This window comes from Vreelandella subterranea, assembly GCF_900111305.1.
Lineage (GTDB): Bacteria > Pseudomonadota > Gammaproteobacteria > Pseudomonadales > Halomonadaceae > Vreelandella > Vreelandella subterranea.
Map to the genome: position 1 here is coordinate 376308 of NZ_FOGS01000002.1, position 13278 is coordinate 389585.

A 13278-nucleotide genomic window follows, 5' to 3' on the forward strand; every position below is an offset into this window, starting at 1 on the left:
GTTCGCAAGCAATCTTTTTCTTGTGCAGGTAGCGTCAACCAGACCTCCTACCCTGTTAACTAACCGGATACTCAAAATATGAAACTTTGGAAAGCGCTAGCCATTACGTCTTTACTGGCTTTTCCCGTATCGGGATTGGCGGCTGATATATCAGCGACCCTCTACAAAAATCCTAATTGCGGGTGTTGTGCCGAATATGCCAAGTATTTGGAACAAAATGGCTTCAACGTGGAGACGGTCGACACCCATGACCTTGTTGAAATGAAAGCCGAGTATAATGTCCCTGAAGAACTGCATGGTTGCCATACCACTGTCGTAGGAGACTATCTCTTCGAAGGACATGTACCTGTTGAGAGCGTGACCCAAGTGCTTGATGACCAGCCCTCTATCATTGGGTTGAGCGTGCCGGGGATGCCGCTTGGCTCACCGGGCATGTCGGGAGAAAAACGCGGCCCGCTGGAGGTCTATGCCATAGCCTCGCAACCGACCGATAGCCCCGACATTTACGCGACTCACTAAGGGATAGTGTGGCGATGAAACTACCCATCCTGGCAGGACATCTCGTAGCCGTATTTCTGACGACTGCCACACCCCTTGCCATGGCCGCCCCGTCAGAAAGCTCAGGGCCACAAGGGTTTCTTATTTGGGCCCAGCCCAAAGAGGTTTCAGAAATACATTTCGAGGATAGCGACGGCGCCCCTTTAACGTTGGCTGAGTTTGAAGGAAAACTGATTCTACTCAACATCTGGGCAACGTGGTGTGGGCCTTGTCGAGAGGAAATGCCCACTTTAGATGCCCTCCAGGCTGAGCTTGTCAGCGATAATTTTGAAGTGGTCGCCTTATCGATCGACCGTAAGGGGATCGAGATTGTTAATGAATTTTATCAAGAGATCGGCATTGAGCATCTGGCTCCCTATATAGATAAAACCGGGATGGCTAGTGCAGATCTTGGGGCTATCGGTATTCCTACAACGCTTCTACTTGACCGCCAAGGCAAAGAAATTGGGCGCCTCGTGGGGGAAGCCGAGTGGAACACTCAAGACATGATCAACTTTCTTACTGAAATGATTGCAACCAGATAATGAGGTAGCACCATGAGTTGTTGTGACGACAAAACCCAACAGAGCAAACAAAAATCGGGGTTACAAGGCCTGTTGACAGGTCCACGTGGCCTGATGTTGTTGGGTGGTGTGGCAGTGGCTGGCGGCCTTGCTTTTGGCTGGGATAACCTGGTCATGCTCGGCATCGCGCCTATTCTATTGAGCCTATTGCCATGTCTTATTATGTGCGGATTAGGCCTATGCATGATGAAGTGTAAAGACAAAAAAGGTGAAGCTACCGAACAAAGCGACGCTACCAATGTTCAGGCCCGGTTAGAAGACGCTTCTGAAGTGAATGCCGGCACAGCGCCCAACACTCGCCAGATAGTAGATCAAAGCGAGTCAATCAAGCAGTCCTCATCAAAACTCCAAGCCTAGCCATGGGTAAAGGATAATGCTTGAAGTAGCCAATATAGGACTGGTCACTGCCTTTCTGGCAGGCCTGATCTCGTTCATTTCGCCCTGTGTTTTGCCACTTGTGCCCGGCTATCTTTCTTTCATGACCGGCCGCTCGCTCGGGCAGTTACAGGAGGCGGATAGACGAGAGCGTCTCCGGGTGCTAACTCAGTCGATATGGTTCGTGCTCGGTTTTTCAACCGTTTTTTTGATGCTGGGAGCCAGTGCCACCGCCATTGGTCGTCTACTGTTGGTGTATCGCCAAGAGGCAAACCTGATCGGTGGCGTTATCGTTATCCTGTTTGGCGCCTTCATGACCGGGCTCATGCCATGGCGCTGGTTTCAGCAAGAATGTCGGTTTATGGGCCGACTGAAAGACGTCGGCGGGAGCCGCAGTGCGGCTTACCTACTTGGTTTAGCGTTTGCATTTGGCTGGACTCCCTGCATTGGCCCGATCCTGGGTGCCATTCTTACTGTCAGCGCGTCCACGGCCAACGTCTGGAGCGGCATGGTGTTGCTCGGTGTTTATTCTCTGGGTTTAGGCGTGCCCTTCATGCTGAGTGCTATTTCGCTTGATCGCTTCATAAAGCACCAGAAATTCCTGCGCCGCTGGGGGCGTTTTATACATATAGCGGCTGGGTTGATCATGATCCTAATGGGAAGCTTAATGATCACAGGCAAACTATCCGAGCTGTCATATTGGTTATTGCGCACCTTCCCTGCCCTAGGCGTTATCGGCTAATTATTCTTTAAGGAAATATTGAAATGCGCAACTTCGTAAGGCGTTTCTTGCATGTCTGTTTACGGGCAGGCTTGGCTGCAGTCAGCTTTGGCTTCGCCAGTACGGCCTTGGCAACCGAAGAAGGGTTACTTTCACTGCATTATGACGTAGCTGGCAAACGACTGCTTAAGATTGAGGCCAACCAGCTATTCCAGCGTACCGATGAAGGTATGGCTTGGAATGCGATTCCCCTGCCCGAAGACATGGACGAAGGCCAGTTGCTAGCGGTATCGGTACCCTCCACTGACCCGCAAACGCTCTATATTGCAGGCACCTCAATTGGGGTGCAGCGTAGCACCGATGATGGTGACACCTGGCAAGAGCTCAGCGCTAACCTACCTAACCGTGAGGTAACTGCGCTAACTGCGCATCGCCGCCAGGGCGAAACACTTTATGCGGTAGTCGCAAACGAAGGCATCTACCAAAGCGAAGATGCCGGCAGCGCCTGGAAGAAAATGGACAGCGGCCCTTCACAAAAGGTTAACCGACTCGTCCACTCCGACATGGACGGCAGCATGCAGACCGGCTGGCTCTACGCGGTATCGAGCGATGCGGTGCGTCTATCGATGGACTGCTTTTGCGGCTGGAGACCGACCGGAGAACTTGATGCGGGCGTAAGCGTTCATTCCAGGACGTAGTTGACTTACTTCACGTTGCGGAGAGGCCTTAACAACTCCGGCGAGACCTTGTATTGTTTGGTGCCGTCCTCGGCTAACACGATCACGCTCTTGCGGTTGATCTTGGTGACGATCCCCAGTAACGGTCCTTCCCGGCCCTCGAAGGTCACTTTCAGGCCCACTCGCAACTGGCTCAGCGCCTGCAGATTTTCCTGGTCCCGCAGCTCATCGATTCGTTGGCAGATGACTCTGTTCAGTTCCAGCAACTGGTCGATGCTCATGTCGTCAATGCGCATGAACGGTGGCCTCCAGTGGTGTGTTCTGTCGGTCAGGATGACGTGGGTCGATCAGTGCCCGTAACGGGTTCTCGGCGAACCGGGTTTTCCAGAGCCGCGGCGTCAGATTCGCCGCCTCACTGGCCGGGTGTTGACTGATGCGTTGCAACACGTCCACCAGGTAGGTATATGGATTCAGGTCGTGCAGTTTGCAGGTGCTGATCAGGCTCTGGATGATACCCAGGTGCTCCGCCCCCAGTTCGGTCCAGCAGAACATCCAGTTTTTCTTGCCCATTGGGATGGGGCGTAGCGCCCGTTCCAGGTGGTTGGTGTCTGGCTGCACCTCGGGATCTTCCAGGAACACGGTCAGGCTGGCTTCGCGGCTGAGCACGTAGTTAAGGGCTTTGGTCAGTGGATCGCTGGGCACCAGGCCGCCTTGCTCCAGGTGATCCCGGCACCACTGGAAGAAGTCGCTAACGACTGGCTTCGAGTGAGCCAACCGGTACTGCCGTTTCTTCTCGCCACTCAGGTTCTGGGCGCGGATATTATCTTCGTTCCGGTACAGGTTGGCGATTTGTTGTAAGGCCTCGGTGACCTGCTCCGGGTGATCCTTCTGGGCGTCGATAAAGTAACGCCGGGCGTGCACCCAGCACTGGGCATGGGTGACGTTTTCCTGGGCGGCAGCGTAGCGGGCATAGGCCGCATAGCCGTCACTGATCAGGGTGCCGCTGAACGACTCGCTTAGGACCTGTTCGATGTGGGCACGCCCACGGCTGTTCGAGTAGGTGAACACCACCTCGTCCGCATCGCCGTATAGCGGCCAGAACCAGCCGGATTTCATCTTGCCTTTTTGTGGGCCCGCCCGACCTTGGTGACCGGCCTTGATGGGCGTTTCATCCATGGCCAGTACCCGGCTGCGCAGCACGTTGTCGGTCTGCGCATCCACAATCGGCCGAAGCAGGTCGATGGCGCGCTTGACCAGATGGGTCAGGGTGCTGCGACTGACGGTGACACCGGCCTGCTGGATGCGCTGATGTTGGCGATACAACGGCAGGTGGAACTGGAACTTATCCACCAACAGCCCGGCTAGCAGGCTGACATCGGCTAGGCTGTTGTCCAGTACGTTGAACGGCGCCCTCGTCGTCACCGGCTTCCCGGTTCCTTTGCGTCGGAACACCGGGCGCTCGCACTTGAGCACCACATAACTGGCGGCCCGCTGGGCCAGGCGGTAGGTGATCTTGGTGCCGATGATGTCATACTGATCGGCATCAGGACCGGTCAGCTCCGGCGGTAGATGCTCGATGACTTCTACGGGCACATCCGCGGTGAAGCGCAGGCCGGTGTCGTTCAGGCAGTCGTCGTCCCGCTGTTTCTTGGCGGTACCGCGTTGATAAGCCCGAACCGGACGTGGTTCATCGTCGGCAGGCTTCTTCGGTAACGGGGCATCCTCTGACGGGAACAGGCAGTCCTGTTCCGGAATATCATAAACCAGCTTCTCGGATTTGGGGCCGAACAGCTGTTTCTTGAACCAGTCCAGTTGATGCGTCAGCTGACGAATGGCCTCCGCCTGGGCACCCAACTGCTCCCGCAACACGGCATTCTCCTCGGCTAGAGCCGAGGAGGAAGGCGCGTTAGAAGAAGGAGTGAAGGCCGTTGAATTCATGGCCAATATTATACCGGAAGCTGACCGTCTATACCCCTCGAAAACGCTTGAACTGGCGGTATTTTTGCACTTCGATGCCATCGATCAGCAGTTGCAGATCCGTCAGGGTAAGGGCTCGCTGACCGGAGGCGGACAACGGCACCCGGAACTGCCCCTGCTCCAGGCGTTTGGCCCACAGGCAATAACCGGTGGCGGTAAAATACAGCATCTTCATCTGGGTCTTGCGGCGATTGACGAAGACGAAATACTGACCGCTGAGTGGATCGTGTTGGAGCTGATTCCGGACCAGGGCACTCAAACCCCGGAACGATTTGCGCATGTCGGTGGGCTCGGTGCACAGCCAGATGCGCGCCTGGCTATCGAGCCCGATCATCCGTTCTGGCTCAGCCGCAGTTCGACGCCGTTGCCGAGGCTAAGCACAATGTTCCAGCCTGGGCCAGAGGTTTGCGACGTCCCCATCAGCGATGACAAATCCAGAAAGCTGGCGTCACCGGATCCTGCCGACTCCTTGGCCGAGGGGCCGGACAAACGCTTGCGCCAGTGGCAGAAGCTGGCATAGCCAATGCTCTCTTGTTTACAAAATTGCGGAGCTGACAAGCCGCTGGCGTGCTGCTGATCAACCAGGGCCTGCCACTGTTCCGGCGTACGGTGCTTTTTCATGGGGGTAACCTCGTGTTGGAAAATATGAGGTTACTGTAGGGCGATTTTCAGCGGGGTGGCAGGACGTCCTGGAATGAACGCTTACATGCGGGCAGCATCTATGATGTGGCTTATAAACTTGACGGCCCAGAGCGAGTCTATGTGTCTACGCAGCAGGGCCTATGGCGTAGCGAAAATGGGGGTCAAGAGTGGCAACAAGTAGATAGTGACGGCACCGTGTTGGTGACGCTTACTCTTTCACCCCAAGGCATTCTCTACGGCTTAAATCAGAAAGGGGAGCTTTTGCACAGTGAAGATGAAGGCCAATCCTGGACTGATCCTGGTGCATAAACACTGTTTTTTCATTGCCTCATTGCTGGCGTTAAATGTTCTAGGGCACGCCATGGCTGAGGACAGTCCTTCTTCAGGCGATACGCCTAAGTTGGAAGAAGGTAAAAGAGTTTACCGGCAATACTGTGCCAGTTGTCATGGTATACAAGGCGAAGGCATGTCCAATTGGGAAGAGCAAAATGCACTAGGGGAATTGCCAGCTCCACCACATGGTCCAGAGGGGCATACTTGGAAACATTCTGATGGCATGCTCTACCGAATTATTGCCGAGGGTTGGCGCGACCCCTGGAATAAGACCGATAGGCTAACGATGCCTGCATACCAAGATGTTTTGGCTCCCAGCGAGATACGCGATGTTGTGAATTATCTCAAGACATTATGGACGCAAGAGCAACGGCACCACCAAGCAGACGAAAGTGTTGATAACCCCTTTCCAATACAATCTGAGATAACCCTAGAATGATAGGCACTAGGCACTATAACGAGACTGAGTGGTTAAAAGTTGGTAAATTAGTTTGGTACATAAATATCCCAGATTCCAAAAGGGCCTCCTACGTCAACCCATTCCTGAATTCAACCAATAAGTGCAGCATCAGCAATGAAGTTCAAGGAAAACATTTTCGACGTTGCTGCAGCCCCAGGATGTCGAACGCATGCAGGCCATCTATGACGCGACTCTGGACGGCCAGTCAAACTGTGTGGAGCTACAGATAAAGCATCGAGAAGGGCATCTGAAGTCTCTGGAGTTGACGACCATGCCGATCATTGTTTATGGCGAAACGCTGGGTGTTTTTGGCATTGCAAAAGATATCACTCACCAACATTAGCAAGTTGACCTACCAGGCTTCACACGACCTTCTGACCGGGCTGCCTAACCATACCGCTTTTGATGACTGCCTGAATGAAGCCTTCTCGGATGCACAACAGAACGGTAAATTGCTGGTTGTCATGCATCTTGACCTGGATGGATTTAAAACGGTCAATGACGGGTTAGGATCGGACTCTAAAGTATAGCGCTACTCAATCTGGGGGTGACGTCGTCTCCTGAATATATCCCTTGTCGCCTTCGGCGACCGCATGGGCCAGGACATCCCCACTGGTGCTCAACAGCACCAACAATAACGTTATGACAGGCAGGTAACATCGCCGTGCCTTTCCAGACACATCGAACGTCCCACCTTGTATAGATGGCAACATATAGCCTCCAAGTATTTTTTAATCCATCAGGGCTACCCGGCGGGCAACCGACGCTATACCGCGATGGATCAACGTGGAGGGCGTTCCAGGCGGAACATGCGGCGCAACGGGGAGCCACCCCGCTCGCCCAATCGAAGGGAGCTTGCCAGTATCGGCTCGGGCAAGGGGCTCATCGCCAGTCGATCAGCCGATTCGTGAAAGTGACTGCCGCCATCTACATGCAGCGGGCTGTATTCTGCTGCCTGCTCGCGCCCCTCTGCATGGTGGCTGCTGGGTTGGTGACTAACAGCACCATGCGAATGGCCTGTGTCAGCAGCGGTTTCCGGCCCGTGGACCAGGGCTTCTCCCACGCCAGACACAACCAGCCCCTGCATGACCAACAGCAGTAATATTAGGCAACCAAGGCGGTGTCGTACGTAAAGGAGCATAAAAACTACCCACATTTAATCGGTAACCGGCGTGCATTCTCAGCCATTGAACCGCTACTGCTGGCAATCACACGGCGAATAGCCTAACATCCCCTCCAGGGGGATGGGAACAAATAAGAGGAAAATATGACAACGTCTAACCACCAAACGACGCACCAGACGCACCAGACGCACCCAGATATCATCAAGCGCCTGAACCGCGCACGCGGACATCTGCAAAGCGTGACTCAGATGATAGAGGACAGCCGCGCCTGCCTGGACATTGCTCAGCAGCTGCACGCCGTCGAAAAGGCCATTCAACAGGCCAAAAAAACCTTGGTGCAAGACCATATCGACCACTGCATGGAGGAGGCGATAGGTCCCTTAACGGCGACTCAGCGTGAGCACGTCAGGGATTTTAAGGCCATCGCCCGCTACCTGTGAATGCATCTAAGCCCTCTCATTGAGGAGCGATCTATGATCGGTGTACTCGCCCATCGCGTCTATCGCCATCTCTTTTTCGCTCAGGTCATTGCACTGATTGGCACCGGTCTGAGCACCGTTGCCCTAGCGTTACTGGCTCATGATCTTGCTGGAGGGCAGGCGGGTGTCGTATTAGGCACAGCGCTGGCAATTAAGATGGTCGCCTACGTGGGCATTGCGCCACTGGTGGGTGCTTACGCCTCACGCCTGCCACGACGCATGTTGTTGGTTAGCCTCGACTTGCTGCGTGCAGCCGTGGTTTGCGCACTGCCTTTAGTTACAGAAGTATGGCAAATCTATTTGCTAATCTTTCTACTCAATGCTTGCTCTGCAACCTTCACGCCCGTTTTCCAGGCGAGACAATACCGGACATCCTAGAAGACGAAGATCAGTACACGCGAGCATCATCCCTGTCACGTCTTGCCTACGATTTAGAGAATCTGCTTAGCCCGATGGTGGCAGCCGCATTGCTGATGGTGATGAGTTTTGATGTCCTGTTTGTACTCAACGCCCTGGCGTTCGTGATCTCAGCTTCCTTGGCTATATCTGTGATGTTGCCTGAGTCACAACCACTAGAAGAAATTCCCGGCGTTTGGCGTCGCGTTTCTCACGGCTTACGGATTTATCTAAAAACACCTCGTCTGAGGGGGCTGTTGGCATTGAACTTGGCGGTCTCAGCCGCCGGAGCGATGCAGATCGTCAATACGGTCGTGCTTGTGCGCTCTATGTTGGGACTTGGCGAGAAAGAAGTAGCTTTGGCCTTTTCTGCCGCAGGCGGGGGCTCCATGCTGGTGGCCTTACTGCTACCCAAGATACTGGACCGAGTGACAGAAAGACCAGTCATGCTGCTAGGTGGCGTTATGATGGCACTCAGTCTCTACCTGGGCTGGCTGGGACCATCGTTTGCGGGGCTTGTCGGGCTATGGTTACTGCTGGGCGCAGGGGCCTCATTGGTCATGACGCCCACCGGTCGCTTGCTTAAGCGCTCATGCCAGCCGGAGGATCGTCCTGCGCTGTTTGCTGCCCAGTTTTCGTTGTCACACAGCTGTTGGCTGCTCACTTATCCGTTGGCTGGCTGGCTGGGGGTGAACCTGGGACTGACGGAAACGTTCGTTTTGCTCGGGACATTGGCTTTAACCGCGACAGGGCTTGCGATGCTTGCTTGGCCTCGTCGTGACCCAAGAGAGATTGCGCATGAGCACTCGCCTATAGGTCATAGCCATCTTCACTATCACGATGAACACCATAAACACGATCATGAAGGGTGGGAGGGGCCGGAACCTCATCGCCATTCCCACCATCATTCTCGAGGCTCGCATAGACACGTTTTTGTTATTGATGACCACCATGCACACTGGCCATCACAGCACAAGCTTAGGTGAAATGTTCCATTCTTCGATCTCCACCCGATGGAGGACCTTGCCATGAACGTTTCGACTCAACCCCCCTTTACTCCTGGGAATAAAGGCAAGTTGGTTGGGCAGAAGACACCTCTACGCCTCAGAGATATCTGGGCCATCCGTGTTCGGCTACAACTTGCGAAAAAGACGAGAGACCTTGCCCTCTTCAATTTAGCCATCGATAGCAAATTAAGGGGCTGCGACCTCGTCAATTTATGAGTACGCGATATAGCCCATGGTGCACGCATATCCCCACGAGCCATCGTGATGCAGCAAAAAACGCATCGACCTGTCCAGTTCGAAATAACCGAGCAAACCCGTATCGCTATTATGGACTGGATACAGCTTGCTCAACTCAGAAACGAAGACTTCTTGCTCCCTAGCCGAATCAATAGCGCAAAGCATCTCTCCACGCGCTAATATGCCCGTATCGTGAAAGTCTGGGTCACCGAAATAGGTTTAGATGCGTCAATCTATGGCACGCACACGATGCGCCGCACCAAAGCGTCGCTGATATACCGTCGCACGAAAAACTTAAGGGCAGTGCAGCTGCTCCTGGGTCACACGAAGCTGGAAAGCACTGTCAGGTATCTAGGGATAGAGGTAAATGACGCGTTGGAAATGGCTGAACAGACAGAAGTTTGATGAGGATCAACGACGGCCTATTTCGGGCCGTCGTTGTCCGGCCAAAAGCGGTCTTTTAGCGAAGGCTGGTATAATTTCAGAAGCAAATTCCATATAGAGCAACGAAGAATGCGACCACTTGCTCCAATTGGCTTCAGTCATCCATTTATTCCTAGGCCACATACAGGAAAGCTCACCAATCAAAAAATCCATCGGCTGCAATGACATATTGGCATGCTATATCGGTAATCCAGATGGACAAATGTGATCAAAAGCACGCGTTTACTGTTTTCTTATCCAGCTTTTTCTGCATGGTGACCTAGATGTCAATTTCCGTCAGCATCCCGAACCGTGATCGGTTAGCGCCTGACGCTGTCTTTTGTCCACGGCCTCAAGATCGGTATTTGCGATAGCGCGATTGATCCTACACGACGCTGTTATCTCCCGATATTCATAGTTTATTGGAAAGATAAGATACGTCCGCACGTAGCCCTGCGCCACTAAGCAAATGCCCTGACCAGGAAAAACTGAGCAGCGAAGCCGATGATAAGCGTAGCCGCAAGCGCCGTTATCACTGCGATTCCGTGCCATGGGTCCGTTGCCGCGGACGTCGACTCCCCAGCCCGGTACATCGGCACGATGACGCGGAGATATACCGCGAGAGACAGCACGCTGTTAATGATTGCCACCACAGCCAGCCAGGTAAACTGGACATCGATGGCTGCAGCAAAAAGCATAAACTTACCGACGAAGCCGGCCAGTGGCGGAATGCCGACCAGCGACAACAGGAAAATCACCATTGCGATTCCCATCAGCGGTCGCGTGCGCCCCAACCCGTCAAAATCACTCAGAGTGCGCCCGGTGGTGGCAGTAACTGAGAATGCGCCCAGGTTCATGGCCACATACGCGGCAGCGAACAGTATGATTGATGGTAAGGCAAGCTCACTGGAGCCCACCGCCAGGATGCCCAGAAGGAAATAGCCGGACTGGGCAATCGATGAATAGGCCAGCAGCCGGATAACGTTGTCCTGCACCAGCGCCGCAAGATAGCCATAGGTCATGCTCAGCACGGCCAGGCCCGCCATGACTACCGTCCAGCCAGTTTCCAGGGGCAGCTCACGAACCACCTGCGCCAGCGCAAACAGGGCACCAATTTTGGGCACTACCGACAGATAGGCGGCAATTGACAGGGGTGCACCTTCATAGGCGTCGGGTGCCCAGAAGTGGAACGGAACCAGTGATGCCTTATAGCCCAGACCCACAACCACAGCCACGAACCCAAGAATCACAGCCAGCGGCATCGTATCCATGCCCGGCAGATCGACGAGTAGCGTAGAGCCAGAGGCACCGAACCAGTAGCTCAGGCCGAAAATCATGATCGATGTGGTGACCGAAGCGAACACGAAGAATTTCATGGCGGCTTCGGTCGCCGGGTCGGTGTCCGGGTAGGCAACCAGGGCAAAAGTCGCCAGGCCGGTCAGCAGTGTGCCCAGCACCAGGAACATGGTGTCCCCTGCTCCCGCCAGCACCAGGGCACCCAGGGTGGAAAAAATCAGCAGGCTGTAGACCGTACCCTCGCGGGCGCTACCCCGGACATCAACTCTCGCCAGCAGCATCGAAAGCACTGTAGTTGGCAGCAGAATGAGCTTGGCCCAGATACTTAACGTATCGATACGGAAGCTGCCGCCAAATATCGTGGTGTCTGTGCCGAGTAGTCGCAGGGTCAGCCCCGTGGCGACGACCAGTCCAATGACGGCAACGACCAGTGAAATTCGTGGCCGGCGCAGCATCTCCGCGATCAGCGCACCGACAGCCGTCAACAGAACGGCAATTTCCGGAATTAATAGTGCGAGATCATGACCCATTACAGCACCAGTGCTGATGTGGTGCGGTGAATGACGTCCAGCACCCAGGATGGCGCCACGCCAGTGGCAACGGTGAGCACCAGCAAGGGCGCCACCGCGAGAATTTCGCGTGGGCTCAGGTCCGGCATTCTATTCCAGCGATCCCGGGGCTCACCCAGAAATATTTCACGCAGAGCCTTGAGAAAGGTTCCGGCGATAATGGCAATGCCCAAAATCACGATAACCGCAATGGGAGCAGTGCCGAGAGTCGCGAGGAATATCTGGAACTCGGCCGGGAAGTGCGCCAAGCCCGGAAGACCCAGCGACGCGAAGGCCGCCAGCACAAAGAACCAGCCAAGTAACGGTACCGTTTTGAGCAGGCCGCCAAACTCCCCCATTTCGCGGGTATGGGTGCGCTCCTGAATCATGCCCACCAGCAGGAACAAGGCACCGGTGACCAGGCCGTGACTGAACATCTGCAGCACGGCGCCATCCAGAGCGGTGGCGCGGATCGCTGGATCCAGCGTCAACGCGGCCGCAGCGACGCCGACAATGACGTAGCCCATGTGGTTGACTGAGGTATAGGCCACCAGGCGCTTGAGATCGGTCTGTGCCAGGGCGGCAAAGGCACCGTAAATTGCGCTAACTACGCCGAAGAATAGAACAACGATTCCGGCCTCGCGGAAAGCGTCAGGGGTCATTTGCAGGGCGAAGCGCACCAGCCCGTAAGTACCGAACTTCAGCATGATGCCCGCCAGGATGACACTGCCGACTGTCGGTGCCTGAACGTGGGCCGCAGGTAACCAGGTATGCAAAGGTATCGCAGGAATCTTGACCGCAAAGGTAATCAGCATGGCAATCAGTGCCCACATGGCCACCGCTCCCTCCAGGGGAGGATTGGCAATCCAGGCCCGCATATCGAAGGTAGGATCAGGGCTGCCGAGGTAAAGCCCCAGAATCGCGAGCAATAATGGCAAGCTGCCCAGCAGGGTGTAGATAAAGAACATCAGCGCGGCACGCTGCCTGTCCTCGTGCCCCCAGCCGGCAATCATGAAGTACATCGACACCAGGGAAACTTCGAAGAAGACATAGAAAAGAATGCCGTCCAGGGCGGTAAAGGTGCCGATTGCCGTGGTCTCAAGAAGCAGGATCAGAGCCACATAGGCACGCGGGCGATCGCGAAGCGACGACGCATAGATGAGAGAAACCAGGAAAAGCACGGCACTCAGCAGCACCAGCGGCAGGCTGATGCCATCCACCCCGACCCGGTAGGCGGCGCCGATGACCGGCATCCACTCCAGCTCTTCGACCTGGGAAAAGCCGTCACCACTTACCCCCTGCAGCCACATGGCCAGAGCGCCAACCAGCGTCAGGGCGGCACTGACGATCGCGATGCCATGCACCGTGCGCGCCGTCGGTTTCGGCAGACACAGAATCAGCACGGCGCCGACGAGAGGCAGAAAGAGGGTCAGGGATACGAGTGGTAACATGAGTACAGGGT

Annotated in this window: 20 protein-coding genes; 13 read left to right on the forward strand and 7 right to left on the reverse strand. The window is 55.0% G+C overall.

Going from position 1 to position 13278, the window contains the following annotated elements; translation table 11 throughout:
- The first annotated feature begins 78 nt into the window (after positions 1 to 78).
- Genes BMX75_RS04615 through BMX75_RS04635 form a run of 5 tightly spaced genes read left to right on the forward strand, consistent with a single transcriptional unit; the run spans position 79 to position 2915 of the window.
- A complete protein-coding gene (locus BMX75_RS04615) occupies positions 79 to 519 on the forward strand; it encodes a DUF411 domain-containing protein (RefSeq protein ID WP_092825665.1) in 441 nt (146 codons plus the stop codon).
- Positions 520 to 533: 14 nt separating this feature from the next.
- Entirely contained in the window at positions 534 to 1082 is a 549-nt protein-coding gene (locus BMX75_RS04620) for a TlpA family protein disulfide reductase (RefSeq protein ID WP_092825667.1), read from the forward strand.
- Positions 1083 to 1094: 12 nt separating this feature from the next.
- Positions 1095 to 1478, forward strand: a complete 384-nt coding sequence (locus BMX75_RS04625) for a hypothetical protein (RefSeq protein ID WP_092825669.1) — start codon at positions 1095 to 1097, stop codon at positions 1476 to 1478.
- 16 nt (positions 1479 to 1494) lie between these two features.
- Positions 1495 to 2238 carry a cytochrome c biogenesis CcdA family protein gene (locus BMX75_RS04630; protein ID WP_092825671.1) on the forward strand — a complete coding sequence of 248 codons (744 nt, stop codon included), beginning with the start codon at positions 1495 to 1497 and terminating at the stop codon, positions 2236 to 2238.
- A gap of 23 nt (positions 2239 to 2261) precedes the next feature.
- The gene (locus tag BMX75_RS04635; protein ID WP_245748347.1) at positions 2262 to 2915 is read left to right on the forward strand and encodes a WD40/YVTN/BNR-like repeat-containing protein; all 654 of its coding nucleotides are present in this window, start codon (positions 2262 to 2264) and stop codon (positions 2913 to 2915) included.
- A gap of 5 nt (positions 2916 to 2920) precedes the next feature.
- On the opposite strand, the gene BMX75_RS04640 is transcribed toward BMX75_RS04635, so the two are convergent.
- From BMX75_RS04640 to tnpA, 4 genes are read right to left on the reverse strand one after another with little or no spacing between them, the layout of a single operon-like run.
- Positions 2921 to 3190 (reverse strand): hypothetical protein, encoded by a 270-nt coding sequence (locus BMX75_RS04640; RefSeq protein WP_085919999.1) that lies wholly within the window; start codon positions 3188 to 3190, stop codon positions 2921 to 2923.
- Complete coding sequence (gene tnpC, locus BMX75_RS04645) at positions 3180 to 4832, reverse strand: IS66 family transposase (protein ID WP_175474693.1); 1653 nt, start codon at positions 4830 to 4832, stop codon at positions 3180 to 3182. Before tnpC ends, BMX75_RS04640 begins: the two co-directional genes overlap by 11 nt.
- 28 nt (positions 4833 to 4860) lie before the next feature.
- A complete protein-coding gene (tnpB, locus tag BMX75_RS04650; RefSeq protein ID WP_085918257.1) occupies positions 4861 to 5205 on the reverse strand; it encodes an IS66 family insertion sequence element accessory protein TnpB in 345 nt (114 codons plus the stop codon).
- Positions 5202 to 5492, reverse strand: a complete 291-nt coding sequence (gene tnpA, locus BMX75_RS04655) for an IS66 family insertion sequence element accessory protein TnpA (protein ID WP_085918256.1) — start codon at positions 5490 to 5492, stop codon at positions 5202 to 5204. Before tnpA ends, tnpB begins: the two co-directional genes overlap by 4 nt.
- Positions 5493 to 5597: 105 nt before the next feature.
- Here tnpA and BMX75_RS18455 point away from each other — a divergent pair, with 105 nt between their 5' ends.
- From BMX75_RS18455 to BMX75_RS04675, 4 genes are all read left to right on the forward strand, one after another.
- Entirely contained in the window at positions 5598 to 5822 is a 225-nt protein-coding gene (locus tag BMX75_RS18455) for a WD40/YVTN/BNR-like repeat-containing protein (protein ID WP_479715020.1), read from the forward strand.
- On the forward strand, positions 5788 to 6285 hold the full coding sequence (locus tag BMX75_RS04665) for a c-type cytochrome (protein ID WP_245748358.1): 498 nt from the start codon (positions 5788 to 5790) through the stop codon (positions 6283 to 6285). The genes BMX75_RS18455 and BMX75_RS04665 overlap by 35 nt, the downstream gene beginning before the upstream one ends.
- A 190-nt stretch (positions 6286 to 6475) precedes the next feature.
- Positions 6476 to 6649 carry a PAS domain-containing protein gene (locus BMX75_RS18385; protein ID WP_139197144.1) on the forward strand — a complete coding sequence of 58 codons (174 nt, stop codon included), beginning with the start codon at positions 6476 to 6478 and terminating at the stop codon, positions 6647 to 6649.
- On the forward strand, positions 6594 to 6836 hold the full coding sequence (locus BMX75_RS04675; RefSeq protein ID WP_092825677.1) for a diguanylate cyclase domain-containing protein: 243 nt from the start codon (positions 6594 to 6596) through the stop codon (positions 6834 to 6836). The genes BMX75_RS18385 and BMX75_RS04675 overlap by 56 nt, the downstream gene beginning before the upstream one ends.
- A gap of 251 nt (positions 6837 to 7087) precedes the next feature.
- On the opposite strand, the gene BMX75_RS17940 is transcribed toward BMX75_RS04675, so the two are convergent.
- Positions 7088 to 7378 (reverse strand): hypothetical protein, encoded by a 291-nt coding sequence (locus BMX75_RS17940; RefSeq protein WP_139197145.1) that lies wholly within the window; start codon positions 7376 to 7378, stop codon positions 7088 to 7090.
- A gap of 195 nt (positions 7379 to 7573) precedes the next feature.
- Between BMX75_RS17940 and BMX75_RS04690 the strand changes: the two genes are divergently transcribed.
- The 4 genes from BMX75_RS04690 to BMX75_RS18465 all read left to right on the forward strand — a co-directional run bounded on the left by BMX75_RS04690 (position 7574) and on the right by BMX75_RS18465 (position 9954).
- On the forward strand, positions 7574 to 7870 hold the full coding sequence (locus BMX75_RS04690; RefSeq protein ID WP_092825681.1) for a metal-sensing transcriptional repressor: 297 nt from the start codon (positions 7574 to 7576) through the stop codon (positions 7868 to 7870).
- 33 nt (positions 7871 to 7903) lie between these two features.
- On the forward strand, positions 7904 to 8287 hold the full coding sequence (locus tag BMX75_RS18460; protein WP_245748348.1) for an MFS transporter: 384 nt from the start codon (positions 7904 to 7906) through the stop codon (positions 8285 to 8287).
- Positions 8197 to 9291 carry an MFS transporter gene (locus BMX75_RS18305; protein ID WP_479715021.1) on the forward strand — a complete coding sequence of 365 codons (1095 nt, stop codon included), beginning with the start codon at positions 8197 to 8199 and terminating at the stop codon, positions 9289 to 9291. Before BMX75_RS18460 ends, BMX75_RS18305 begins: the two co-directional genes overlap by 91 nt.
- Positions 9292 to 9741: 450 nt before the next feature.
- Complete coding sequence (locus tag BMX75_RS18465) at positions 9742 to 9954, forward strand: tyrosine-type recombinase/integrase (protein WP_442786520.1); 213 nt, start codon at positions 9742 to 9744, stop codon at positions 9952 to 9954.
- A 479-nt stretch (positions 9955 to 10433) separates the two neighbouring features.
- On the opposite strand, the gene BMX75_RS04705 is transcribed toward BMX75_RS18465, so the two are convergent.
- Positions 10434 to 11798: an NADH-quinone oxidoreductase subunit N gene (locus tag BMX75_RS04705; RefSeq protein ID WP_092825683.1), complete on the reverse strand. Its 1365-nt coding sequence runs from the start codon at positions 11796 to 11798 to the stop codon at positions 10434 to 10436.
- Entirely contained in the window at positions 11798 to 13267 is a 1470-nt protein-coding gene (locus BMX75_RS04710) for a complex I subunit 4 family protein (RefSeq protein WP_092825685.1), read from the reverse strand. Before BMX75_RS04710 ends, BMX75_RS04705 begins: the two co-directional genes overlap by 1 nt.
- Positions 13268 to 13278: the final 11 nt, after the last annotated feature.